This is a genomic window from Ascidiaceihabitans donghaensis (assembly GCF_900302465.1).
GTDB classification, from domain to species: Bacteria; Pseudomonadota; Alphaproteobacteria; order Rhodobacterales; family Rhodobacteraceae; genus Ascidiaceihabitans; species Ascidiaceihabitans donghaensis.
Window position 1 is genome coordinate 931,865 of record NZ_OMOR01000001.1, and the last position, 24,622, is coordinate 956,486.

At 55.2% G+C, this 24,622-nt stretch carries 26 protein-coding genes; 13 read left to right on the top strand and 13 right to left on the bottom strand.

Annotated elements, in window-relative coordinates; all coding sequences use genetic code 11:
• The first annotated feature begins 16 nt into the window (after nucleotides 1-16).
• Together ASD8599_RS04620 and ASD8599_RS04625 are read left to right on the top strand one after the other, a co-directional pair.
• Nucleotides 17-385, top strand: a complete 369-nt coding sequence (locus ASD8599_RS04620) for an antibiotic biosynthesis monooxygenase family protein (protein ID WP_108827451.1) — start codon at nucleotides 17-19, stop codon at nucleotides 383-385.
• Nucleotides 386-424: 39 nt separating this feature from the next.
• Nucleotides 425-859, top strand: a complete 435-nt coding sequence (locus ASD8599_RS04625) for a hypothetical protein (protein WP_108827452.1) — start codon at nucleotides 425-427, stop codon at nucleotides 857-859.
• Nucleotides 860-970: 111 nt separating this feature from the next.
• Here ASD8599_RS04625 and ASD8599_RS04630 read toward each other — a convergent pair whose 3' ends face one another.
• Nucleotides 971-1,528: a TlpA disulfide reductase family protein gene (locus ASD8599_RS04630; protein ID WP_108827453.1), complete on the bottom strand. Its 558-nt coding sequence runs from the start codon at nucleotides 1,526-1,528 to the stop codon at nucleotides 971-973.
• Between the two features lie 23 nt (nucleotides 1,529-1,551).
• On the opposite strand from ASD8599_RS04630, the gene argH reads away from it, so the two are divergent.
• From argH to ASD8599_RS04655, 7 genes are all read left to right on the top strand, one after another.
• On the top strand, nucleotides 1,552-2,943 hold the full coding sequence (gene argH, locus ASD8599_RS04635; protein ID WP_108827454.1) for an argininosuccinate lyase: 1,392 nt from the start codon (nucleotides 1,552-1,554) through the stop codon (nucleotides 2,941-2,943).
• Nucleotides 2,940-3,116 carry a hypothetical protein gene (locus tag ASD8599_RS20245; protein ID WP_181364407.1) on the top strand — a complete coding sequence of 59 codons (177 nt, stop codon included), beginning with the start codon at nucleotides 2,940-2,942 and terminating at the stop codon, nucleotides 3,114-3,116. The genes argH and ASD8599_RS20245 overlap by 4 nt, the downstream gene beginning before the upstream one ends.
• Entirely contained in the window at nucleotides 3,101-3,274 is a 174-nt protein-coding gene (locus ASD8599_RS20250; RefSeq protein WP_181364408.1) for a hypothetical protein, read from the top strand. Before ASD8599_RS20245 ends, ASD8599_RS20250 begins: the two co-directional genes overlap by 16 nt.
• Nucleotides 3,275-3,592, top strand: coding sequence for a DUF2834 domain-containing protein (locus ASD8599_RS04640; RefSeq protein WP_108827455.1), 318 nt, complete (start codon nucleotides 3,275-3,277; stop codon nucleotides 3,590-3,592). It abuts the gene before it with no gap.
• A gap of 107 nt (nucleotides 3,593-3,699) precedes the next feature.
• A complete protein-coding gene (locus tag ASD8599_RS04645) occupies nucleotides 3,700-4,860 on the top strand; it encodes a sugar-transfer associated ATP-grasp domain-containing protein (protein ID WP_108827456.1) in 1,161 nt (386 codons plus the stop codon).
• Nucleotides 4,861-5,023: 163 nt separating this feature from the next.
• Nucleotides 5,024-6,289 carry a diaminopimelate decarboxylase gene (lysA, locus tag ASD8599_RS04650; protein WP_108827457.1) on the top strand — a complete coding sequence of 422 codons (1,266 nt, stop codon included), beginning with the start codon at nucleotides 5,024-5,026 and terminating at the stop codon, nucleotides 6,287-6,289.
• Between the two features lie 39 nt (nucleotides 6,290-6,328).
• A complete protein-coding gene (locus tag ASD8599_RS04655) occupies nucleotides 6,329-8,926 on the top strand; it encodes a TIGR02302 family protein (protein WP_108827458.1) in 2,598 nt (865 codons plus the stop codon).
• 36 nt (nucleotides 8,927-8,962) lie between these two features.
• Here ASD8599_RS04655 and ASD8599_RS04660 read toward each other — a convergent pair whose 3' ends face one another.
• Nucleotides 8,963-9,778 carry a zinc-ribbon domain-containing protein gene (locus tag ASD8599_RS04660; RefSeq protein WP_108827459.1) on the bottom strand — a complete coding sequence of 272 codons (816 nt, stop codon included), beginning with the start codon at nucleotides 9,776-9,778 and terminating at the stop codon, nucleotides 8,963-8,965.
• A 163-nt stretch (nucleotides 9,779-9,941) separates the two neighbouring features.
• On the opposite strand from ASD8599_RS04660, the gene ASD8599_RS04665 reads away from it, so the two are divergent.
• Genes ASD8599_RS04665 through ASD8599_RS04680 form a run of 4 tightly spaced genes read left to right on the top strand, consistent with a single transcriptional unit; the run spans nucleotide 9,942 to nucleotide 12,841 of the window.
• On the top strand, nucleotides 9,942-10,619 hold the full coding sequence (locus tag ASD8599_RS04665) for a cell division ATP-binding protein FtsE (protein ID WP_108827460.1): 678 nt from the start codon (nucleotides 9,942-9,944) through the stop codon (nucleotides 10,617-10,619).
• On the top strand, nucleotides 10,616-11,521 hold the full coding sequence (locus tag ASD8599_RS04670) for a cell division protein FtsX (protein ID WP_219928851.1): 906 nt from the start codon (nucleotides 10,616-10,618) through the stop codon (nucleotides 11,519-11,521). The genes ASD8599_RS04665 and ASD8599_RS04670 overlap by 4 nt, the downstream gene beginning before the upstream one ends.
• On the top strand, nucleotides 11,521-12,255 hold the full coding sequence (locus tag ASD8599_RS04675) for a lysophospholipid acyltransferase family protein (RefSeq protein ID WP_108827461.1): 735 nt from the start codon (nucleotides 11,521-11,523) through the stop codon (nucleotides 12,253-12,255). Before ASD8599_RS04670 ends, ASD8599_RS04675 begins: the two co-directional genes overlap by 1 nt.
• Nucleotides 12,239-12,841 carry a pyridoxamine 5'-phosphate oxidase family protein gene (locus tag ASD8599_RS04680; RefSeq protein ID WP_108827462.1) on the top strand — a complete coding sequence of 201 codons (603 nt, stop codon included), beginning with the start codon at nucleotides 12,239-12,241 and terminating at the stop codon, nucleotides 12,839-12,841. The genes ASD8599_RS04675 and ASD8599_RS04680 overlap by 17 nt, the downstream gene beginning before the upstream one ends.
• 71 nt (nucleotides 12,842-12,912) lie before the next feature.
• On the opposite strand, the gene lpdA is transcribed toward ASD8599_RS04680, so the two are convergent.
• The 11 genes from lpdA to sucC form a co-directional block, all read right to left on the bottom strand.
• Complete coding sequence (gene lpdA, locus ASD8599_RS04685; protein WP_108827463.1) at nucleotides 12,913-14,301, bottom strand: dihydrolipoyl dehydrogenase; 1,389 nt, start codon at nucleotides 14,299-14,301, stop codon at nucleotides 12,913-12,915.
• Between the two features lie 87 nt (nucleotides 14,302-14,388).
• Nucleotides 14,389-14,787, bottom strand: coding sequence for an MAPEG family protein (locus tag ASD8599_RS04690; RefSeq protein ID WP_108827464.1), 399 nt, complete (start codon nucleotides 14,785-14,787; stop codon nucleotides 14,389-14,391).
• Entirely contained in the window at nucleotides 14,784-15,320 is a 537-nt protein-coding gene (locus ASD8599_RS04695) for a L,D-transpeptidase family protein (protein ID WP_108827465.1), read from the bottom strand. The genes ASD8599_RS04690 and ASD8599_RS04695 overlap by 4 nt, the downstream gene beginning before the upstream one ends.
• Nucleotides 15,317-15,562 (bottom strand): hypothetical protein, encoded by a 246-nt coding sequence (locus tag ASD8599_RS04700; protein ID WP_108827466.1) that lies wholly within the window; start codon nucleotides 15,560-15,562, stop codon nucleotides 15,317-15,319. Before ASD8599_RS04700 ends, ASD8599_RS04695 begins: the two co-directional genes overlap by 4 nt.
• Before the next feature lie 133 nt (nucleotides 15,563-15,695).
• Nucleotides 15,696-16,583: a sulfotransferase family 2 domain-containing protein gene (locus ASD8599_RS04705; RefSeq protein WP_108827467.1), complete on the bottom strand. Its 888-nt coding sequence runs from the start codon at nucleotides 16,581-16,583 to the stop codon at nucleotides 15,696-15,698.
• The gene (gene odhB, locus ASD8599_RS04710) at nucleotides 16,584-18,077 is read right to left on the bottom strand and encodes a 2-oxoglutarate dehydrogenase complex dihydrolipoyllysine-residue succinyltransferase (protein ID WP_108827468.1); all 1,494 of its coding nucleotides are present in this window, start codon (nucleotides 18,075-18,077) and stop codon (nucleotides 16,584-16,586) included. It abuts the gene before it with no gap.
• Nucleotides 18,078-18,080: 3 nt separating this feature from the next.
• Nucleotides 18,081-21,041, bottom strand: a complete 2,961-nt coding sequence (locus tag ASD8599_RS04715) for a 2-oxoglutarate dehydrogenase E1 component (RefSeq protein WP_108827469.1) — start codon at nucleotides 21,039-21,041, stop codon at nucleotides 18,081-18,083.
• A 93-nt stretch (nucleotides 21,042-21,134) separates the two neighbouring features.
• Nucleotides 21,135-22,022 carry a succinate--CoA ligase subunit alpha gene (gene sucD, locus ASD8599_RS04720; protein ID WP_108827470.1) on the bottom strand — a complete coding sequence of 296 codons (888 nt, stop codon included), beginning with the start codon at nucleotides 22,020-22,022 and terminating at the stop codon, nucleotides 21,135-21,137.
• 24 nt (nucleotides 22,023-22,046) lie between these two features.
• Nucleotides 22,047-22,430 (bottom strand): hypothetical protein, encoded by a 384-nt coding sequence (locus ASD8599_RS04725; protein WP_108827471.1) that lies wholly within the window; start codon nucleotides 22,428-22,430, stop codon nucleotides 22,047-22,049.
• Nucleotides 22,427-22,993, bottom strand: coding sequence for a hypothetical protein (locus ASD8599_RS04730; RefSeq protein ID WP_245925924.1), 567 nt, complete (start codon nucleotides 22,991-22,993; stop codon nucleotides 22,427-22,429). Before ASD8599_RS04730 ends, ASD8599_RS04725 begins: the two co-directional genes overlap by 4 nt.
• A 4-nt stretch (nucleotides 22,994-22,997) precedes the next feature.
• A complete protein-coding gene (gene sucC / locus ASD8599_RS04735) occupies nucleotides 22,998-24,191 on the bottom strand; it encodes an ADP-forming succinate--CoA ligase subunit beta (RefSeq protein WP_108827472.1) in 1,194 nt (397 codons plus the stop codon).
• Nucleotides 24,192-24,622 lie beyond the last annotated feature (431 nt).

Genomic DNA, 24,622 nt, shown 5'->3' on the forward strand with positions numbered 1-24,622 from the left:
CACAAGGAGCATCGAAATGGTCAACATCAAACCTCTGGACCCTGATTTCCACATCGAACAGCAATTGGGCATCGAAGCCGGGCCTGTTGTTCTTATCAACCTTTTCACGGTCGATCCGGTTGATCAGGACGCTCTGGTTGAAGCTTGGGCAAGCGATGCGCAATGGATGAAGAAACAGCCGGGGTACATCAGCACCCAACTGCATAAAGCTATTGGGGATGGCAGCATGTATCTAAACTATGCTGTTTGGGATTCCGTAGCAGACTTTCGCACCGCCTTTGCGAACCCTGAATTTCAGCAACATCTCAGCCACTATCCCTCAAGCGCGGTGACATCGCCCCATCTGTTCGAAAAGATCGCTGTGCCCAATTGCTGCACAGCCTAACGATCATCTTTGGCGGGGCGGGCGACTTGGAGGAATACGATGAAAACAAAACTACACGCCACGGCGGGAGGCATCGGGTTTCTCATGATCCTCGTCTTCTGGACGTCGACAATCACCAGCGAACTTTTCGCAAGCCACGAGACCGTTGCAGAAATCAAAGCCCTCGTTCTGAGGGGAATGTATATTCTCATACCCGCGATGGTCATTGCCGGCGGATCGGGCATGTCTTTGGGACGGAGGCGCAAGGACCCAATGACCAAAGCAAAGAAACGGCGTATGCCGATGATCGCGCTGAACGGTTTGCTGGTCCTTTTGCCTGCTGCTTGGTTTTTGGCGGGTAAAGCTGCAGCAGGCGAGTTCGATACTTTATTCTACATCGTACAATCGGTTGAATTGATTGCCGGTGCCGCAAATCTGACCATGATGGGGCTGAACATTCGCGATGGCCTCAAAATGACCGGTAAGCTGCGCTGAGCGCGCCTAATTAGCTATAGTGGCCAAAGTTATGGGCAGAAAGCCGACAGTTAGTTGACGCAGCGAATGATCCGCCGTCCGGCACCGCAGACCCTCAGCACAACACGCAGTTCAATCGCTTATGAGCGTCTTTATGATGGCTTTCGCACTGTCTGAAGCCCAATCGGCATCGCCGCGCAATCGCGCAATCTCACGGCCTTCGGGGTCGATGATCACTGTGATCGGCAGACCAAACACGCCCATCTGGCTGGCCAGTTGTTGTTTGGGGTCCTGATGACGCGGCAGGTTGTTGATGTTTGTTTCGGCAAAGAATTTTTGTATTCCAGCGGGTGAATTGCGCCCTGTGGCTATGGTCACGACTTCAAAATCATCGCCGCCAAATTCGGTTTGCAATTCCGACAGCATGGGCATTTCCTTGCGGCACGGTGCACACCAGGTTGCCCAGAAGTTCACCAAAACATGCTTGCCGCGAAAGGCGCTCAGGGACATATCGCCTGCCCCGTCAGCCAATTGAAAGGCTTTGTTCGGCACGGCCTCGGGGCTGCTATGAAATACCAGTTTTTTCATGTCGCCGGTGCGCAAGGCCGCTGCGGCGTCCACATCGGACAAGGCAGGGTTTGCGAAGACGGCAAGGGCCGTATAAACGAGCGCAGCAACAGTAGTTTTCATATTCCCTCCGAAGGGTCAGGCAGATGACAGACAATACCTCGAACACCATGTGGGGCGGCCGCTTTGCCGCTGGTCCCGATGCGATTATGGAAGCAATTAATGCATCCATCGGATTTGACCAGCGCATGGCAGCCCAGGATATCGCAGGCTCGCGCGCCCATGCCGCTATGTTGGGCGCCACGAACATTTTGACAGATACCGATGTTGAAGCGATCCGTGAAGGCCTGCTCACGGTCTTGTCAGAAATTGAGGGTGGAGATTTCAAGTTTTCCACTGCTTTGGAAGACATCCACATGAATGTGGAAAGCCGTCTGAAGGAAATCATCGGCGAACCTGCGGGACGCTTGCACACAGGGCGTTCGCGCAACGATCAGGTGGCCACAGATTTCAAATTGTGGGTGCGCGATCAGTTTGATGCGGCAGAAGCCGGTTTGTTGGCTTTGATCCACGCCCTTTTGGGGCAGGCCGAAGCTGGCGCGGATTGGGTTATGCCCGGTTTCACACACCTGCAAGTCGCCCAGCCCGTCACATGGGGGCATCACATGATGGCCTACGTCGAAATGTTTGGCCGCGATCTGTCCCGCGTCCGCGACGCGCGTGCGCGTATGAACACTTCGCCTTTGGGTGCGGCGGCCTTGGCGGGCACGTCCTTTCCGATTGATCGCCACATGACGGCCAAGGCGCTGGGCTTTGATGCCCCTGCCGCCAATTCTTTGGATGCCGTCAGCGACCGCGATTTTGCGCTTGAGTTCCTGAGCGTGGCCAGCATCAGCGCCATGCATCTGTCGCGTTTTGCCGAAGAACTGGTGATTTGGTCATCTGCCCAGTTCCGCTTTGTGGCTTTGTCGGACCGCTTTTCCACAGGCTCTTCGATCATGCCGCAAAAGAAAAACCCCGATGCCGCGGAATTGATCCGCGCCAAGGTGGGGCGCATTTACGGGGCCAACACCGGGTTGATGATGGTGATGAAGGGCTTGCCGCTGACCTATTCCAAGGACATGCAGGAGGACAAAGAACAGGTCTTTGACGCCGCAGACAGTTGGATGCTGGCGATGGCTGCGATGGAAGGCATGGTCAAAGACATGACCGCCAACCGCGAAAGCCTTGCAGTGGCCGCAGCCTCAGGGTTTTCGACCGCGACCGATCTGGCAGACTGGCTCGTACGTGTTTTGGGTATGCCATTTCGCGATGCGCATCACGTGACGGGCACCCTTGTTGGGATGGCGGAATCTAAAGGATGTGATCTACCTGACCTTAGTCTTGATGATATGCAATCGGTACATCAGCACATCACCGCTGACGTGTTTGACGTGTTGGGCGTGCAAAACTCGGTCAATTCGCGTATATCCTATGGCGGGACTGCACCTGCACAGGTGCGTGAACAGATCAAACGGTGGAAGGAAATTCTGGCATGAAACTGACCTTTGGGCTGATATTCGCAGTTGTATTGGCGGCCTGCGGCGCCGATGGCGAACCGGTACAGCCGAACCTGAGCGCCGGTGTCAGTGTCGGATCGGGCGGCGTGAATGGCAATGTCGGCGTGTCCGTACGCAAAGGCCCGGTCAGCATAGGATGGAACATCTTTTGATGCGCTTTGCTGCGATATTGATCGTTCTGGGTGTCGGAGCGTGTGATCCGGGCGGCGGTGGTCCTGCGTATACGTCAGACAAGCAACAGCCTTCCAAATATGAACCCGGCGTCACAGTGTCGGGCCATGCCACGGTGGGCGTCAAAAGGTCGTTCTGAATGTCTTTACTGCGTATGATTTATCTTGCCCTTGCCATTTGGGGGGCAATCCACCCGATGTATTACTTCATCACGTGGTTCAACGAAAATGGCTATGATATCATGGCTATGGTCGATGCGTGGCACGTCAATGCGGCATCCAGCGGTCTGGTGTGGGATCTGACGATTGCGGCTGTGACGTTGACGGTCTGGATCATTGCGGAGGTGGCTGTGCGGCGCAATTGGATGGCGCTGATCGCTATTCCCGCCACCTTCTGCATCGGGGTTTCATGCGGGCTCCCACTGTATTTGTTTTTACGGACGCGGCCTGTGGCGTAAAACTGCGTTCGTTCAAATTGGAAACAATACTGCCCAATTTGCGCCATTATTTCTGAATATATGTGTGTGCGACAGATATTTTTGACGCAACGCAAGACGGAAATCCCATGGCAGACGCAAGCATAGATACAGCCCAGTCCTCATTGTTGGAGGCCCCAACCGAAACGGCGACCCCGCAGACACCGGCCATCGTTCAGGTTGCAAAAGAATATGGCGTGTCACCTGTGCGCCAAATGCGCGATATCATGGGGCTGCGGTTCGGTGCGCGCAAAATGAGTGGGGCAGAATACTACAGTTTGCGGCTGTTTGACCCAGCACGTGCAAACAAAGCATCATTTACAGGACAAAATGGCATCAACGCACTGAACACGTCGATGAACCCGCCCATGGCGGTTCCGACACGCGCGTTTGTGGGCAACAAACTGCTGTACACAGAACTATTGGCGAAGTTGGGCATTGCCACATCACACACTCAGGCGTTGGTCAGTACGTTTCGCACACTGGGAACGCTACCAGTTCTGAAAGACGCGCAAACGCTCGTCGATTTCTTGCGAAACGATGCCAAATATCCGCTGTTTGGCAAACCGCATCACGGATCGTTGTCTGAAGGGTCGGTGCGTATCAACGGGATCGACGGTGACGAATTGCTGATGGCCAACGGCCGCCGCATCGGGGTCGAGCAGTTTGCAAAGGATGTGTTCGCACAGTATCCAGGCGGCTTTATGATACAGACGGCATTGGACCCACATGCGGATATGGCCCGGATTGCAGGGCCAGCGGTGGGATGCGTCCGTGTGGTGACTGTCAATGACGGGACCGGCGCGAAACCGGCTTATGCGCTATGGAAAATGCCTGCGCCGGACGCGATGTCCGACAACTTTTGGCAACACGGCAGCCTATTGGCGATGCTGGATCTGGCCAGCGGCACAGTGACCACCTGCCATCGGGGCGCGGGCCTTGAGATGGAAGCCTTCGATGATCATCCGGTTTCTGGTGTCGCTGTGGTTGGGCAAACCTTGCCGTTTTGGGCAGAGACGCTTCAAATGGCCACCGACGCGCATGCGGTCTTTCCTGAATTCGGCGTTTGTGGATTTGACATTGCGGTAACGCCAGATGGCCCCAAGGTTTTGGAATGCAACGATAATCCATCGCATATGCTCTATCAGCTTGCTTCAGGCAAAGGCGTTAACAACGCTGACTTGGCCCCGGTTTGGGCGGCTGTTGCGACAAGACAAACAAAACAATTGGCCCGGTTGAAGGGCAAATGACGGCTTACTGACCCTCCAAGTCAGACTAGCTGCCAAGCGGCGTACCCTTTGCACGGTACGTCGTTTTTTTCCGCGCTGTGCTTCCAGTGCGTTTCTTGACCGGCGTTGTATTGATACGCCTTTGGGGTTGTCGGGTTTCTGGATTCGTGGCTAATGCGGTGCCATGGATCATTTTCTTTACAAAGACGGCGCTTTGCACGCCGAAGATGTCCCTGTGGCTGAGATTGCCGCCGCTGTGGGCACGCCGTTTTACGTCTATTCGACTGCGACCTTGCTGCGCCATTTCAAGCTGTTTGACGAGGCTTTGGAGGGCATGGACCACCTTGTGTGTTACGCCATGAAAGCGGCAAGCAATCAGGCGATTCTTAAAACGCTGGGCGACGCTGGTGCGGGTATGGACGTGGTGTCGGGCGGCGAATACCGCCGGGCGCGGGCTGCGGGTGTGCCGGGCGAGCGTATCGTGTTTTCAGGTGTGGGCAAAACGGCCGAGGAAATAGAGTTGGCGTTGACCGGAGGTATCCGTCAATTCAACGTGGAATCCGAACCTGAAATGGAAGTGCTGAACGCTGTCGCCTTGCGGCTGGGCAAAGTGGCACCTATCACCATTCGGGTGAACCCCGATGTCGACGCAAAAACGCATGCGAAAATCGCAACTGGCAAATCCGAAAACAAATTCGGTATTCCGATTTCACGGGCCAAAGAGGTCTACGCATTGGCCGCGACCATGAAAGGTCTGCAAGTGATCGGCATCGACGTGCATATCGGAAGTCAATTGACAGACCTGCAACCCTATGAAGACGCCTACAACAAAGTGGCAGAATTGACGCAAGAACTGCGCGCCGAAGGTCACACCATCACGCGTTTGGATCTGGGCGGTGGCTTGGGCATTCCCTACCACCAATCCAACGAGGCCCCGCCACTGCCCAGCGACTATGGCGCTTTGGTCAAACGCACTTTGGGCCATCTGGGGTGCGAAATCGAAATAGAACCGGGCCGCTTGATCGCGGGCAATGCGGGGCTCATGGTCAGCGAAGTGATCTACGTCAAAGAAGGCGAAGATCGCGAATTTCTGATCATTGATGGTGCAATGAACGATCTGATCCGGCCCGCAATGTACGATGCACACCACGATATCATCCCCGTGGTAGAACCAGCGCCCGGCGCAGAGCCTGCGACCTACGATATTGTCGGTCCCGTTTGCGAATCTGGCGACACTTTTGCAAAGCACCGCGACATGCCGGAAATGAAGGCAGGCGAACTGGTCGCCTTTAGATCTGCCGGTGCTTATGGCGCTGTCATGTCGTCTGAATACAATTCCCGACCCCTTATTCCGGAAGTTTTGGTGCATGGCGATCAATTCGCGGTTATCCGCCGACGTCCGACCTTTGACGAAATGATAAATCGAGATACCATTCCAGAATGGCTCTAGGCGTCGGTTTGCGTCGGAAGGGGTCGGAGAGTTTACCAAATGGCTTCTTTTTCGAAACATGACATTGCCCGCAGCATGAAGTCACTGGTGTGGCCTTTGCGCCTGACGTGGTTTGGCATGGTTTCGGAAAACCTGATGCGCGCCTTGTGGCCACTTATGACGGTGGTGATGGCCGTGCTCGCCTTCTTGATGATGGGCCTGCACGATATTGTGCCGCTTGAAGCGATATGGATCTGCGCGGTTGTTGCGGGCGCCTTTGGGGCAGTTGCGCTGTTTTATGCGTTTCGTAAATTTCGGCTGCCCAGTCGTGAACAGGCTCTTGCACGACTTGATGCAAGCCTGCCCGGGCGGCCCATTCAGGCGTTGCGTGACAGTCAGGCAATCGGTGCAGGCGATGCGGCATCCACAGCCGTTTGGCGTGCGCATCAGGCGCGGATGGCGGCGCGGGCCGAAGCGGCAACACCTGTGGCGGGCGATTTGCGTATAGCGGACCGTGACCCTTATGCGTTGCGCTATGCGGCTTTGTTGGCATTGGTGGTGGCTGTCTTTTTCGGATCATTGACCCGTGTTGGGTCGGTGACAGATCTTGGGGCAGGTGGCACAGCGCTTGCCAACGGCCCTGTTTGGGAAGGCTGGCTGGATGCGCCGCGCTATACCGGAAAGCCCACAATCTATTTGAACGACATTCCTGAAGGTCCGTTGTCGGTGCCTTCTGGCAGTTTGATCACGTTGCGGATGTACGGCGAAGTGGGCGCATTGACCCTGTCGGAAACAGTATCGGGCCGCACCGAAGTCCCCCCTGCGTCCAACAGCGAACAAGACTTCACAATCTTGCAAGACGGCACGATCGCCATCAACGGCCCAGGTGGCCGGGTGTGGGACATTGCTGTGGTTGAAGACGCAGCCCCGCGGGTCGCAGTGCTCGCCGATCCTGAGGCGTCCGCCCTTGGTCAAATGACATTGCCGTTCGCTGCCAGTGATGACTACGGCGTTGAAGCAGGCGAAGCACGCATCGCGTTAGACCTGACGGCAGTGACCCGCACACATGGACTTGCGGTCGCACCCGAAATGCGTGGCGAAATCGTTGTGCCTTTGCCGATGCCGATCTCGGGGGACCGCACCGAATTCGAAGAAAATCTGGTCGAGGATTTTTCAGAGCATCCCTGGTCCAATCTACCTGTCACAATCACGCTTACGGCGCTTGACGCATCTGAACAGGTCACACAAACCGATCCTCGGGCGATCGTTCTGCCCGGACGCAGGTTCTTTGACCCTGCGGCGGCGGCGATCATCGAACAACGGCGCGACCTTTTGTGGTCGCGCAGCAATGCCGGACGCGTGGCGCAGATTTTGCGGGCTGTGGTGCACCGCCCCTCAGATATTATGCGGTCCGAAGTCACGGCATTGCGTCTGCGCCAAGTGATCCGCAGCTTGGAAACCCAAGCCAGACTAGAACTGGATACGCAGCAGCAAGAGGCCATCGCAGCCGACCTTTGGGCATTGGCGCTTGAGCTGGAGGAAGGCGATTTGCAAGACGCATTGGAACGCATGCGCCGTGCGCAGGAACGCCTAAGTCAGGCAATGCGCGACGGCGCATCTGATGCGGAAATCCAAGAGTTGATGCAAGAACTGAGCCGTGCCACCGAAGACTACATGAACCAGCTGCGCCGAGAGGCCCAACAACGTGGTTCTGATGAGGAAAATGGCGCAGAGCAGCGTCAGAACTCTGATGATGCGATGACGCTGACGCAAGATGACATCCAGCGCATGATGGACCGTATTCAGGAGTTGATGGAACAGGGCCGTATGGCCGAAGCCGAAGAAGCGTTGCGTGAATTCCAGGAAATGATGGAAAACATGCAAATGTCGCAACAACAGGGGGGCGAAGGCTCTGCTGGCGAACAAGCTATGGAAGACCTGTCAGAATCGCTGCGCAACCAGCAAGGGCTGAGCGATCAGGCGTTTCGTGATCTGCAAGAACAGTTCAACCCAAACGCTCAAACCGGCGAAAGTCAGGGCAACGAGGGGCGAAATGGCGGTCAGGGGCAGGGCCAAAGCCATGAGGGGCAAGGCGGCGAAGGCGAAGAACAAGGCCAGCAACAAAGCGAAGGCGGCACACAGTCGGGACAATCTGGTGCAGGCGAACAGTCGTTGGCAGATCGCCAGCAAGCGTTGCGGGATGAATTGAACCGTCAGCAAGGCAGTTTGCCGGGTGCGGGAACGCCTGAAGGTCAAGCTGCACGCGACGCATTGGACCGTGCCGGCCGTGCGATGGACGACGCGGCGGAAAGCTTGCGCAACGATGATCTTGCCGGTGCCATCGATGATCAGGCGCAAGCTATGCAGGCCTTGCGCGACGGGCTACAAGCGTTGGGCGAACAGCTGGCGCAAGAAAACGAACAGCAACAGCAGGGCCAAGGCAACGCAGAAGCCAACCGCCAAGCCCAAAACACTGACCCATTGGGCCGCAACCAAGGCAATGGCGAAGGTGGCAGCAGCGACGGTGAATTGCTGCAAGGCGAAGATGTGTATCGCCGTGCACAGGATCTGCTAGACGAAATCCGTCGCCGTTCGGGTGAAAACGAACGCAGCGAGGTGGAATTGGATTACCTCAAACGCCTGTTGGATCGCTTCTGAACGCACCAAGGCCATCTGTGACAAAAACAGGTGCGCCTATTGCGATTGGGATGCCGCCGTTGCGTCCAGCCATTTCAGCATGTCTTGCACTTTGACGTCCAGCCAGACGCGTGCTTGATCGATCACGCCAATGTACCCAGCCAGAAGATCATCCAACGCAGGCACTGTTTTGGCCAAGGCAGGTGCGAAAATGTACAATGCCGCCAGCGCAACCGCGATCATAACAACAAAGAAAAAGCCGCGCTTGAACCCGCCACGCTTGCGACGGTTGGGTTCGGATGCCGCTGCTGCGGCGTCACCGGAAATTTGGCGATCACCAGTAGAACGCAAGGTAGAATTTATTTCTTCGATGTCGGGCAACAGATCACGGCGTGACCCGACAGCGGCGGCTGCCACATCGGGCTGCGGGTCTTCACCACGCATACGCGCCATCCTGTCCCGGGCTTCGCGGGCACGCTTTGCAGCTTCGTCTTCGGTGTCAGGCAGGCCCAGTTCCGGCTGACTTTCCAAAGGGTCCGCATCCTGAACCCGTGCGGCCGTTTCTAGTTCTGCTTCTTGGCGCAAAATATCCGACACCTGCGGGTCCAATTCCTGCCGCGTCGGGGCAGGGCCGGACGGCGGCGCAGACGGTGAAATATCTACGTGTTCTTCATCCGAGGCAGGCGGTATCGTGGCCTCTTTTACGTGGGCTTCGGTCTCGGATTCCGGCTCCGGTTCGGCAGGCATGTGATCGGGATGGTGCTGAAACCAGGTTTGGCCGCAGTTGGAACATTGAACGTCACGACCCTCGGTGGGAACGACGTCCAAAGGGACTTCATATTGCGCATCGCAATTCGGACAAATCAGTCGCATTTTGGTGCCTGCCGCATAAAGTGCCTCATGAGTTTCTTGGATCGCACCTTATGTCGGCGGAATTGCACAGAAAAGTGCTAAGTTTGACGTGATGGGTCCCAGAGGCGGATTGCATGCCAAGTGCTGCTAAGGCACAACAGGTGCGAAGAAGTGGGGACGGCGTGTGATCGATCTTGAAAATGTGGCCTATAGCTACGGCGGCGGAGAGCTTTTGTCGGACATTTCCGTCAAACTGGCGCCGGGATCTTTCCACTTTCTGACAGGACCGTCCGGGGCCGGCAAAACGACGTTTTTGAAGCTGTGTTATGGTGCGCTGTTGCCAACAGCGGGACATGTGCGGGTGTTTGATGCAGATGTGCGTGGCCTTGATCGGGATGATGTTGCCAACGTACGCCGCAAGATCGGTGTTGTGCATCAGGATGTGCAGTTCTTGGATCATTTGCCGGTGGCCGACAACATTGCGCTGCCTCTGACCGTTTCGGGGAAGGCTGCCGATGCTCATTCCGCGGATCTGAGTGAACTGATGCAATGGGTTGGTCTGACAAACAGGGCCGCGGCATTGCCGCCCGAATTGTCGGGCGGGGAACGCCAACGTGCGGCGGTGGCGCGGGCCGTCATTATGTCCCCTGACGTGGTTTTGGCAGATGAGCCGACCGGCAACATCGATTGGGAAATGTCGCAGCGTATTCTCAAATTGTTGCTTGAGTTGAACAAAATGGGGAAAACCGTTTTGATCGCAACGCATGATCTGTCTTTGATCCGCGCTGCCAAGGCCGAAGTGCAAGCACGGGTTTTGCGCATTTCCAACCGTCGTATCCAATTGGCAGGGGCGGATTTGTGAAGGTTGATTTCAAACTTGTCGGCGCATTGATCGCAGGAGACACGCAAGCCGACCGTATTGTGCCGCCCACAGGCTTCACAGCGCAGCTGACGCTTTTTGCAGCAGGGGCGATGGCGTTTTTGGCCGTTTTCGCACTGGCTTTGTCTTTGGCGGCCGGGCGTTTGGCCGAACGCTGGGGGGACGAACTGGCGCGGACATCGACAATACGCATCGTCGCACCTGTGGGCCAAGTGGATGCACAAACGGACGCGGCCTTAGCGGTTCTAAGCACAACGGCAGGGGTCGCGTCTGCGCGTGCCTTGACGGATGAGGAACAAGAGGCGCTGCTTGCGCCTTGGTTTGGGGCGGATTTGCAATTGGACAGCCTGCCGGTGCCGCGTTTGATTGAGGTGATTGAAGCGGCAAGCGGCTTTGATGCAAATGGATTGCGCTTGCGATTAAGTGCTGAGGTGCCGGGCGCGTTTCTGGATGACCATACCCGCTGGCGCGCACCTTTGGTAGAAGCCGCATCGCGATTGCGGTTGTTGGGATGGGTGGCTTTGGTTTTGATTGCTACAGCCGTCGCAGCGATGGTGACCCTTGCTGCGAATGCGGCCCTTGCCGCCAATGCGCAAGTGATCGCGGTGTTGCGCCTTGTGGGCGCGACAGACCGATACATTTCGCAAGCCTTCGTGCGTCGGTTCACATTACGGGCTTTGGTTGGTAGCGTGATTGGCATGGTTTTGGGCATGATTGCAGTTGTTCTATTGCCGTCGTCAGGGGATGCGTCAGGCTTTTTGACCGGCCTCGGATTTCAGGGCATGTCATGGTTGGTGCCACTCTTTGTGCCTGTTCTTACTGCCGGGGTCGCGTTGATGGCGACGGCCTTTGCGTCCCGTCGCGCGTTGGAGGCGCTAAGTTAATGGTTCAATGGCTGCGGTCTTTGGTGTTTGTGGTGCAAGGCGCCGTCGCAATGCTGGTGCTGGGAATAGTATTCGCGCCTTGGGCAATATTCAGCCCCGTGGGTGCACGAACGGCCTGTAAAACCTATTGCCGTTGGATTTTCTGGACAGCACGTTGGATGATCGGACTGACGACCGAAGTGCGGGGCCCCGTGCCCACAGACGAGGTCGTTATCGCTGCTAAACATCAGTCTTTCCTGGACATCATGATGATTTTTTATGCGGTGCCGGTGCCAAAATTTATCATGAAGCGCGAACTGTTATGGACGCCGATCATCGGGATTTACGCCAAGCGTCTGGGGTGTGTGCCAGTGGCACGTGGCAAACGCGGGGCCGCCATTGCCAAAATGGTAGCTGACGTGAAAGCCGGACGCGCTATGCCCGGCCAGTTGATTATCTACAGTCAGGGCACACGCGTGAAACCAGGTGTAAAAGTGCCCTATAAAGTAGGATCTGCGGTTTTGTACCAACAGCTGGAACAACCCTGCGTGCCTGCTGCCACCAATGCTGGCTTGTTCTGGCCGAAGGGTGGGATTTTGCGCAAACCTGGCCATGCTGTTGTGGAGTTTCTTCCCACCATCGCACCCGGCGTGTCGCGGGATGCTTTCATGGCCGAACTCGAGGAGGTTGTGGAAACCAATTCTGATCGCTTGATGCAAGACGCGGGGTTTAAACCGAATGCAATTCGTCAATGACATTGAAAGCCTAGAAGCGCTTTACGGCTCTGTGGGCGTTGCCGCCACCCGCAAGGTTGCGCGGCGCATGACCCCTTTGTATCGCAAGTGGATCATGGCATCGCGCTTATGTGTGCTAAGCACCGTTGGGCCAGATGGTACCGATGGCAGCCCGCGCGGTGATGACGGCCCTGTCGTTGCCGAATTGGATCCGGGCACGCTGGCCATGCCGGATTGGAGAGGCAATAACCGGTTGGATTCGCTGCGTAATATTGTGTTGGATGGCCATGTATCTTTGATGTTCGTGGTGCCGGGGTCGAACAATGTGGTGCGCGTCAACGGGCATGCTAAACTGACAACAGATGCAGTGTTGAAAGCCCGTTTTGAGAAGAAGGGCAGACAACCTGCCACCGTCATCGTGATCGAAATCTCGGAAATTTACACCCAATGTGCCCGCGCATTGATGCGTGCCGAAACATGGATGCGCGACGATAGCGCAGATTTGCCAAGCGTCGGAGACATTCTTGCGGAAATGACCGATGGGGAAGAAGGCGGTGCGCCTTACGATCAAGCATGGGGTTCACGTGCCGCGCAAACCATGTGGTAAGCAGGGCGCTTTCACGCACCCTGCTTGGATGTTTTGACCGCATGTGGTGGGCCAAGGCCCACCTTACCGCTTTATGCGTGGATTGCACCACTGCCGCAGGCCAAAGCGGCTTCTCGTACCGCTTCGGAGTATGTCGGATGCGCGTGACACGTCATTGCTAGGTCTTCGGCAGACGCGCCAAATTCCATTGCCACGCAAATCTCGTGGATCAGATCCCCAGCAGCAGGGCCAACGATATGTGCGCCCAAAATGCGATCGCTGTCCTTGTCAGCCAGAATTTTGACAAAGCCGTCACCTGCGAAATTCGCTTTGGCCCGACCATTGCCCATGAAGCTGAACTTGCCCACTTTATAGGCGCGCCCCGCGTCTTTTAGCGTTTCTTCTGTTTCGCCGACATTGGCCACCTCTGGATGGGTGTAAATGACACCCGGAATGACAGAATAGTTTACGTGGCCATGTTTGCCGGCAATCTGTTCGGCTGCTGCCATACCTTCGTCTTCGGCTTTGTGCGCCAACATTGGGCCGTCAATGACGTCACCGATGGCGTAGATGCCTTTGATGTTTGTTTGCCAGTCTGCGCCCACTTTAATCTGGCCACGTTTGCTGATCTCAAGCCCTAAAGCATCAAGTCCCAGACCATCGGTGAAGGGTTTGCGTCCTGTGGCAACCAAAACTGCATCGGCTTCCAGCACATGTTCGCTGTCATCTTTTCGCAGTTTGTAATGTACCTTCGCTTTGCCTTTGGCTGTTTCCGTTTTCTGCACGGCCGCACCCATCACAAATGTCAGCCCCTGTTTTGTCAGCAGCTTTTGGAAGGTGCGCTGGACTTCAGCGTCCATTCCCGGGGTCACGGCATCCATGAATTCAACCACGGTGACTTCGGAGCCAAGGCGGGAATACACGCTGCCCAGTTCAAGGCCGATAACACCGGCCCCGATCACTACGAGTTTCTTGGGTATTTTGTTAAGTTCCAGTGCCCCTGTCGACGTGACCACGATCTTTTCATCGACTTCAACACCCGGCAGTGAAGCAGGTTCCGAGCCGGACGCGATGATGATGTTTTTGGCTTCGTGCACCTCATCGCCGACTTTCACTTTTCCGGCTTCCGGGATCGAAGCCCAGCCTTTCAACCAGTCTACCTTGTTCTTTTTAAACAAAAATTCTATGCCTTTTGTGTTTTGGCCGATGGTATCTGCCTTGTACGTCAACATCTGTTTCCAATCGACCGAAGGGCTTTTCCCTTTCAGACCCATGGCCGCAAAATTGTGTTCTGCTTCGTGTAGCATGTGGCTGGCGTGCAGCAGGGCTTTGGATGGGATACACCCTACATTCAAGCAGGTGCCACCCAAAGTGTCGCGCCCTTCGACACATGCTGTTTTCAGTCCAAGCTGCGCACAGCGAATTGCGCTGACATAGCCGCCGGGGCCTGAGCCGATGATGATAACGTCGTAGTTGGCCATGAGATGTGGTCCTTTGCGTCTGAAGGGGTTTTGGGCGCTGCCCCCGGCGCTTTCGCGCCTCCCCCGGGATGTTTTAGAAAAAAGAGTTTAAAAGAGTGCTGCCGCCAGCATCACGAAAGTTGCGGAAAAGCCGATCATCCAGATGTAGGAACGCCAAGGCGTCCATCCAAATGCATAGGCCGGCACATAGAGCACGCGTGCGGCAAGGTAGGTGTAGGCGCACACGGCGGTAAGTGTTGTGGATTGTGCACTGACAGAAACAACCACACAGGCGATCGAGAACAGAATTAAACCTTCGAAGTGATTGTTGAGTGCGCGGTACAGTCTGGCCGTTCGCGGGCTGACTTCGCCTTCAAAGTTCAGATTGTCGCGGTTTCCAAGTGTTTGCCGTGTGCCCAATTCAAGATTTGCAGGCACCGACATCAATACAAACTGTATCACTTGCAAAAGGCCCGCCAGCGTCAGAGCGGTAAGTTCATGTGTCATATTGCATCCACTATCGTGATGGGCGTGCCATTGGGTACATGTGCCCATATTTCACGCATTTGTTTATTTGTGACCGCTATGCAGCCGTCTGTCCAATCCCAAGCCAAGTGTAGCTTGTTCAACCATCCCCAGCCATTAGGAAGACCGTGGATCATTATGTTTCCGCCGGGGGCTGTATCGTTGGCCGCAGCCCGGGCTTTGTCGTCGCTGTTTGGGTAGGAAATGTGCAAACTGAGATGCGCGATGGAATCTGCATTCCGCCAATCAATAATATACTTGCCCTCGGGGGTGCGTTCATCGCCTTCTTGGGTCTTGTGACCGCTTGGCGCGGCACCAAGAGAAACATCATAACGTTTAAAGGTGCCTCCATTTCGTAGAAGATGCAGCTCGCGCGTTGATTTGATGACCAACACCTCATGCGCCTGGTGTTGTTTGGCGACGGCCGGTGGCGGTGTTTGTGGCTGTGACGTGCTGATGACAACAACAAAAAACAGGCTCACAACGATGGCGGCGAAAACAGCGATGCGTTTCATGTGTGCTGCGCCTTTTTCCCAGCCACGTTCGACCATAAAACCGTGTCGTCATGTGGGCAGCGCAAAGTGCCGTCCTTGTTGCCGTCATCGCGTTTGCCTTCGACGCAATCCCCGATTGAGCGGTACGTGCGATACGGCGTGTCCCCTTTTTGGGAGCCCGGCCCGACGCCGACAACTGTTGAAATCTGTTGTACAAAGCCGCAATTGGGGCAGCGCAGATTTGCAGGTTGCAGGTATGCCATTTCCCTATGCCCTGACGGTCGCGCAACAGGAAACGCGGGCGTGTTGGCGCTTCGACAAAAAAGACGGCGCTTCGGGTTGTTTCTTCAAGGCGCACATTACAGGCATGACGTCTGTTGTTCCGTGTTTGGCACGTCAAAGCGCGCGGTTAGGGATGGTCCAGTCTTTGCGCAATTGCAGGCTCGCGCTTTCGTAGATTTCAAAGTCGTCTGCGTAGACGCGTTCGATCAATGCCATTTCCGAAGTATACGTTTGGCGTTCAGGCTGAGCGTTCAATCTTGCCTGGGATGTTTCCTGTGCCAAGGCAGGTCGCCCAAGATTGTGCGCCAGTGTATCCAACCCTTCAGCCAAATCATCGACGCGAAAAACCAGATGGGGATCAAGCAGTTCAAGGGACATGTTCATCGCCTGAGGGCGAAAATGGGGATCGGCCAATCGCCCTGCTGTGCGCACCATTGCCGCTTCTTGTTCCACGTAATGCAGGAACTTCGAAAACCCGGTTTGTGTGTAGGGATCGTTGTCCCAGTCAAACCCCAAAACATTCATGCGAACCCGATCTGCATAGAACTGCCGAAGAGATTTTTTCTGGGTGAAGCAAATAAAATGGAAAGACGAAGCGGCGCGTTCAACCGGATTGCGGATCACGGAAAAGCGAAAAGCTTTGTCCAAAGCTTCTATGCTGTTTTCGAATTGCGCCAATTGATAAAAAACTTGCGCCTTATCTAGGTTCTGAGGCGATTGATCAGCCCAATCGGCGATATTCTCATCCATATGGGCGCTTAGCTTGACCCCGAAGGTCAATTCATAAAGCGCGGCATACGTGGACGTTGTTGCGGATTTTTGGTTTTCCGCATAGGCCCATGAGCCATCGGCTGGCATAACAATCCTTTGCATCACACGCTTTGCGTGACGCACGTCGACCAGCCGGTCGGGATAGCGTTCAGCCGACAACCGAAGATTTCGGTTGCGTTGCTGTCCGCTGAACGGTGGCTGGTCGAAGAAGGGTTTGGGGTTCGGAAACACTCAGAGGTCCATCAGCAACCTGCGCGGATCTTCCAGTGCTTCTTTGACACGCACAAGGAAGGTGACGGCCCCTTTGCCATCCACGATGCGGTGATCGTAGCTAAGCGCGAGGTACATCATCGGGCGGATCACAACTTGTCCTTTGATCGCCATAGGGCGATCCTGGATCTTGTGCATGCCCAAAATGCCCGATTGTGGGGGGTTCAGGATTGGGGAAGACATCAACGATCCGTACACACCACCGTTGGAAATGGTAAAGGTGCCACCTTGCATTTCCGCCATGGACAATTTGCCGTCACGCGCCCGCGCACCTTTTTCAGCAATAGCTTTTTCGATAGCGGCAAAGCTCATGGCGTCGGCGTCGCGGATCACCGGCACAACAAGACCGGACGGCGTACCGGCGGCGATGCCCATGTGCACGAAGTTTTTATATACCACATCGGTTCCGTCAATCTCGGCGTTGACCTCTGGCACTTCTTTCAAAGCATGCACACAAGCCTTTGTGAAGAAGGACATAAACCCAAGTTTCACACCGTGCTTTTTCAAAAACAGGTCTTTGTATTCGTTGCGCAGCGCCATCACTTCGGTCATGTCGACCTCGTTGTATGTGGTCAGCATGGCAGCTGTGTTTTGGCTGTCTTTGAGACGCTTGGCGATGGTCTGACGCAAGCGGGTCATTTTGACGCGCTCTTCGCGGGATGCGTCATCTGCGGACACAGGTCCGCGCGGGGCCGCAACCGGTGCCGGGGCGGAGGCCGCAGCGGCGACGGCTTTTGCGACGTCATCCTTCATGACACGACCATCGCGGCCTGTACCTGTGACTTGATCGCGCGATACACCAGCTTCGGCCATAGCTTTCTTGGCTGACGGGGCATCTTCTACGTCTTTGGACGAAGAGGATCCCGTCGGCGCAGGGGCAGCAGCGGGTGCCGCCGCAACCGCACCAGAGGAAGATATCACTGCCAATTTGGCTGTGGCATCCACTGTTGTGCCTTCTGGGGCAGAAATTTCTGCCAGAACGCCGGCAGCAGGTGCAGGAACTTCTACGCTGACTTTGTCTGTTTCAAGTTCGCACAGCATTTCATCTTGCGCGACGCTGTCTCCGACGGCTTTGAACCATGTGGAAACTGTGGCTTCTGTGACGCTTTCTCCCAAAGTGGGAACCATAACATCTAAACTGTCGCCACCGGATGGCGCTGGCGCATCCGCTTGCGGTTTTTGTTCCGCGGCCGGGGCCGCGGGCGCGGCAGCTTCGCCACCTTCGGCGATTGTGGCCAGCAGCGCGTCAACGCCTACTGTTTCGCCTTCAGCAGCCACGATGTCGCCCATCGTGCCTGCTGCGGGGCTTGGCACTTCGACGGTGACTTTGTCTGTTTCCAGTTCACACAGCATTTCATCGATCGCGACTGCATCACCCGGTTTCTTGAACCATGTGGCAACAGTGGCTTCCGTGACGCTTTCGCCCAATGTGGGCACCCGTACTTCAGTTGTCATGGATCAGTTTCCTTTGATGGTCAGCGCGTCGTCAACGAGGGCTGCTTGTTGTGCTTTGTGGATGGAGGCGAGGCCCGTGGCAGGGGATGCGGATGTCGCACGGCCCACGTAAACGGGACGCTTGTGTTTGGCGTCGATGCGTCCCAGAACCCATTCTATGTTTGGTTCGATAAAGGTCCAAGCGCCCTGATTTTTGGGCTCTTCCTGGCACCAGACCACTTCGGCATTCTTGAACCGTTCCAATTCGCGTACGGCGGATTGGGCAGGGAAGGGATAAAATTGTTCGACCCGCAGCAAGTAGATGTCGTCGATGCCGCGTGCGTCGCGTTCTTCCAGAAGGTCGTAGTACACCTTGCCAGAACACATAACGACGCGTTTGATCTTTTCGTCTGCGACCAGCGTGGTGTCGGAATTGCCGTGTTGTGCATCGTCCCACATCAGGCGGTGGAAGGACGATCCGGTGGTGAATTCGTCTGCTTTGCTGACGGCCAGCTTGTGACGCAACAGTGATTTAGGTGTCATAAGGATTAGCGGTTTGCGGAAGGACCGATGCAACTGACGACGCAGAATGTGGAAATAGTTTGCGGGCGTTGTGCAATTGGCAACGATCCAGTTGTCTTGGCCACACATTTGCAAAAAACGTTCGAGGCGTGCGGACGAATGTTCCGGCCCTTGGCCTTCAAACCCATGTGGCAGCAACACGACCAAACCTGACATGCGCAACCATTTGCTTTCGCCCGAGCTGATAAATTGGTCGAACATAATCTGCGCACCGTTGGCGAAATCCCCAAATTGCGCTTCCCAAAGGGTTAACGCATTCGGTTCCGCCATCGAGTATCCGTATTCAAACCCAAGCACGGCATATTCTGACAGCATTGAATCGATAACTTCGTAATGCGCCTGTCCCGCACGAACGTTGTTCAAAGGGTAATAGCGTTCTTCGGTGTTCTGGTTCACCAGTCCCGAATGGCGTTGCGAAAAGGTCCCACGGGTGGAATCCTGACCTGCCAACCGTACCGGGTATCCTTCGGTTAACAAGGATCCAAAGGCCAATGCCTCGCCGGTGGCCCAATCAAAGCCTTCGCCAGTTTCAAACATCTTTGCTTTGCTGTCCAGCAAACGCCCGACGGTTTTGTGCAGTGGGTAATCCGCGGGCGGTGTGGACAAAGCTTTGCCAACATCCGCCAAAGTTTCCGGATCAATCGCGGTGTTGCCACGCACATAATCGTCCTTGTTGCGGTCCAGATGTGACCACTTACCATCCAGCCAGTCGGCTTTGTTCGGTTTGTAGTCTTTGCCCGCCTCGAATTCGGCGTTCATCTTGGCTTGGAACGCGGCTTTCATGTCCTCGATTTCACCTTCTGGGATCAGGCCATCACGCACCAGACGTTCTGTATAAAGGCTAAGCGACGTCTTTTGTGTTTTGATCTTTTTGTACATGATCGGGTTGGTGAACATGGGTTCGTCACCCTCGTTGTGCCCAAACCGACGGTAACAAATGATGTCGATAACAACATCTTTGCGGAATTTTTGACGGAACTCTGTGGCAACTTTGGCTGCATGTACCACTGCTTCTGGATCATCACCGTTCACATGGAAGATCGGGGCTTCGACAACCAGCGCGTTGTCCGTGGGGTAAGGGCTTGAGCGTGAAAAATGCGGTGCAGTTGTAAAGCCAATCTGGTTGTTCACAACGATATGCATGGTACCGCCGGCTTTGTGGCCTTTCAGACCGGACAGGGCGAAGCACTCTGCGACCACGCCTTGGCCAGCAAAAGCTGCATCGCCATGTAACAATATTGGCATGACGGATGTGCGTTCGTCGTCTTTGTATTGGTCCTGTTTGGCACGAACTTTACCCAAAACAACCGGGTTTACCGCTTCCAGGTGGCTGGGGTTGGCAGTCAAAGACAGGTGAACAGTGTTGTTGTCGAATTCACGGTCAGAGGAGGCGCCCAGATGGTATTTCACATCTCCGGAGCCGTCTACGTCTTCAGGCTTGAAGCTGCCGCCTTGAAATTCGTTGAAAATGGCACGGTAGGGTTTCTGCATGACGTTTGCCAAAACAGACAAACGACCACGGTGCGGCATGCCGATCACGACATCGCGTACGCCAAGGCTGCCACCGCGCTTGATGATCTGTTCCATCGCGGGGATCAGGCTCTCGCCGCCATCAAGACCAAAGCGTTTGGTGCCCATGTATTTGACATGAAGGAACTTCTCAAAACCTTCGGCTTCAACCATCTTGTTCAGGATCGCTTTACGTCCCTCGCGGGTGAATTGAACCTCTTTGCCCAAACCTTCGATGCGTTCTTTGAGCCAACCCGCTTCTTCGGGGTTGGAGATGTGCATGTATTGCAGCGCAAAGGTGCCACAGTAGGTACGCTTCACGATGCTGAGGATTTCACGCATCGTGGCGACTTGAAGACCTAGAACGTTGTCGATGAAGATAGGACGATCCATATCGGCTTCTGTGAAGCCATAAGATTTTGGGTCGAGTTCCGGGTGCGGTGTCTGATCGCGCATGCCCAAGGGGTCAAGGTCAGCGACCAGATGGCCTCGGATGCGGTACGCGCGAATGATCATCAATGCCCGAATGCTGTCCAGCACAGCACGTTTCACTTGGTCATCACTGATCGAGACACCTTTTTCGGTGGCCTTGTCCTTGATCTTTTTACCGGCATCTTTGACTTCGGCCTCCGGGGCCCATTCGCCCGTCAATGCAGCCGTCAGATCATCGGCTGGCATTGGCGGCCAGTCACCACGCGCCCAGCTGGGGCCTTGTGCTTCCCGTTTGACGCTGACATCGTCATCGCCCATGGCCTTGAAAAAGGCCTGCCAACTCTCATCCACTGCCGACGGGTCGTTGGCGTAGCGCGCATACATCTGTTCAAGATATTCGGCGTTATGCCCCTGCATGAAGCTGGAGGCATGGAACTGGTCGTTGGCTGGATGGTCGGTCATGACTTTCCCTTTCGGGTGTTGATGTCAGATTGCACCCTTGATGGGGTACTGTGTCGGATTGACCCCCGGCCCTTCAGCCGATGGTCGGGGGTTTTAGCCTTTGGCGATGGCTTCTTGCACGGCCTCGCCCAGCGTAGCAGGGCTATCGGCAACTACGATACCAGCGGCTTTCATTGCTTCGATTTTGTCTTCCGCGCCGCCTTTGCCGCCTGCAACAATCGCGCCGGCGTGACCCATGCGGCGACCGGGAGGGGCCGTGCGGCCTGCGATGAAACCAGCTGTTGGTTTCCAACGGCCTTTCTTTTTCTCATCTGCGAGGAACTGGGCCGCTTCTTCTTCGGCAGAGCCGCCGATCTCACCGATCATGATAATGGACTGGGTTTCATCATCTGCCAGGAACATTTCCAAAACGTCGATGTGTTCGGTTCCCTTGATGGGGTCACCACCGATGCCCACAGCCGAAGACTGACCAAGGCCAAGATCGGTTGTCTGCTTCACGGCCTCATACGTCAAAGTGCCGGAGCGGGACACAACACCACAGGTCCCACGCTTGTGGATGTGGCCAGGCATGATACCAATTTTGCAGGCGTCGGGCGTGATTACGCCAGGGCAGTTCGGGCCGATGAGGCGCGACTTGGAGCCTTCCAGAGCGCGCTGTACTTTCATCATATCCAGAACCGGAATGCCTTCGGTGATGCACACGATCAGCGGCATCTCGGCATCGATGGCTTCCAGAATGGAATCGGCTGCAAATGGCGGTGGTACATAGATCACGGACGCATTGGCTTCGGTCACATGCATCGCTTCATGGACAGAGTTGAACACGGGCAGGTCCAAATGGCTTTGGCCCCCTTTGCCCGGCGTTACACCGCCGACCATTTTCGTGCCGTACGCGATGGCTTGTTCTGTGTGGAATGTCCCCTGAGAGCCGGTCAGGCCCTGACAGATGACTTTGGTGTTTTCGTCGATGAGAACTGCCATGTGTTGTTTTCCTTCGTGTGTATTTCAGTGCCGTGTGAGGGCGGTGTATGAGGCGCCGCGAAAAGGTGCGGCGGATGTGTTTGATGTGGGCAAAATGGTTTGGCTGTGTGTTTGAAACGCCGCGGCATCTTCAAAGACCACCTCGTCCAAAGGGACTTCGGCGTTGGCAACCGGTGCAGTCACGCGCACGGTGTGAGGCGCGCCAGATGTTGTATAGTGCTGGCTACGACGCGCGTCTAAAGCGGCGGCTTCCTGACCAAGACCCAGAGGTGGAAAATAGCTTTCTTCAGTCAATTCGCCTTTCGGAACATGCACACATCCCGACAGCAATAGCCCGATGCCGGCGACAGCCATTGCCTGTTTTATGGCGATGTTTTTCGCGAGCGCAGGTTGAATTTTCAATATCATGCTTTGGCTTCCAGACGCGTTTGCCAATCATCAGGCAGGCGGTCTACTGCGATGAAGGTTTGTGTCAAACCGGCAGCGTCGCGCGTTCCAACATGGACTACAGCAATCCGTCCGCGCAGCAGAACGCGGCCTTCGATAAGGGCGGTGCCTTTTAAAGGAACATGGGTTTCAGGCAGTGCAATTTGCGTCCCGAATACGGGTGGTTCTGCCATTTTTGACCGCAAAGCCACGATGGCGACTGTTGTGTGTTGGCCGGGCCAAGCAACTTCGCAGCGCCGTTCGATCATGTTTGGTGCTTCTGGGGCAGGCGCACGTGTCGTGTCCCAGAAAGTCAATTCAAAGGGTAGGGGCGACCCCGCGGCCTTTTCCATGTTTTGACGTGCTTGATCCGGAGATTGCCCTGCTTTGAAGCAAAATCCTGTAAAGGCTGCGATCGCCGCATCCGTGGCCGTCGCCAAATGAGGTGTAGTCAGGCCATCAGCTTGCTTTGCCTGCTCGGCAGACAAAGCAAAAGCTGACACAATAGAAACTACAGCCGCAATTGAGAGGGCACCAGAGCGCATTGGCTTAGCCTTTAACCGCTTTCACGATCTTTTGCGCACCATCTTTCAGATCATCTGCTGCGATGACATCCAGACCGGAGGAGTTGATGATCTCTTTGCCTTGCTCCACGTTTGTGCCTTCCAAACGCACGACTAAGGGCACTTGCAAGCCGACTTCCTTTACAGCGGCGACCACACCTTCTGCGATAACATCGCAGCGCATGATACCACCAAAGATGTTGACCAGAATGCCTTTGACGTTTGGATCAGAGGTGATGATCTTGAATGCCTCGGTGACTTTTTCTTTGGTTGCACCACCCCCTACGTCCAGGAAGTTCGCAGGTTCTGCGCCATACAGCTTGATGATGTCCATGGTCGCCATAGCCAAGCCTGCGCCATTGACCATGCACCCGATTTCACCGTCCAAGGTGATATAGTTCAAGTCGTATTTGGATGCTTCAAGTTCTTTTGCATCTTCTTCCGTCTCATCACGCAATTCGTTGATGTCGGCGTGGCGATACAGGGCGTTGCCGTCAAAGGACACTTTGGCGTCGAGCACTTTCAGATCACCGCTGTCAGTGACGATCAGCGGGTTGATTTCCAGCATTTCCATGTCTTTTTCGTTGAAGGCTTTGAACAAGAGACCCATCAACGCGACACACTGCTTGACCTGTTTGCCTTCCAGTCCCAGCGCAAATGCGATGCGGCGGCCATGGAATGCTTGATACCCTGACGCCGGGTCAACGGAGAAAGACAAGATTTTTTCAGGTGTTTCAGCTGCCACTTCTTCGATGTCCATTCCGCCTTCGGTAGAGCACACAAAGGATACGCGAGATGTCTGGCGATCAACCAGCAATGCAAGGTACAGTTCGGTTTCGATACCGGAGCCGTCTTCGATGTAGATGCGGTTGACTTGTTTGCCCGCCGGACCCGTCTGGTGCGTGACCAATGTGCGGCCCAACATTTTTTTGGCTTCCTCGGCAGCTTCTTGAACGGACTTGGTCAAGCGCACACCGCCGGCTTCGCCTGCGTCAGCTTCCTTGAACTTGCCTTTGCCGCGTCCACCGGCATGGATTTGGGCTTTGACCACCCACAGCGGGCCGTCCATCTCGCCTGCGGCGGATTTGGCGTCTTCGGCTTTCAAAACAACGCGACCGTCAGAGACCGGCGCCCCGTAGCTGCGCAAAAGAGCTTTGGCTTGGTATTCGTGGATGTTCATGTGTCTTCAGTCCCGTTTGGCTGCATTTACCTGTCGGTATACGATTATCCATGAAGGTGGGGTAAACGGGAAAATAGATTATAGCATGTATTTCACACTGATTTGAAGCATTTGTGATCACAATAAAAAATCGTGTGATCACAAACTGGCAGGGGGCAATTCAGGAAGTTTGGTTTTAGATAATTTTTTGCGGTCAGTCTTAAGTTCCAGTTGCAACAGGCTTGGGAACGCCGAATCAAAGCAGTCATACACAAAATTGAAGCCAGCACACATTAAGTCACTCGTTCTTGCCTTTGCGTGGATATATCTTTTGACGGGACAGGTCGCCGCAGATTCTTCAGGAATTCATTTTACCCTAAGACCAAAGATCGTGTCACGTCCGCAGATCTTGATGCTATTCTTACCTATCAGGACGAACGTACTCCACTCTG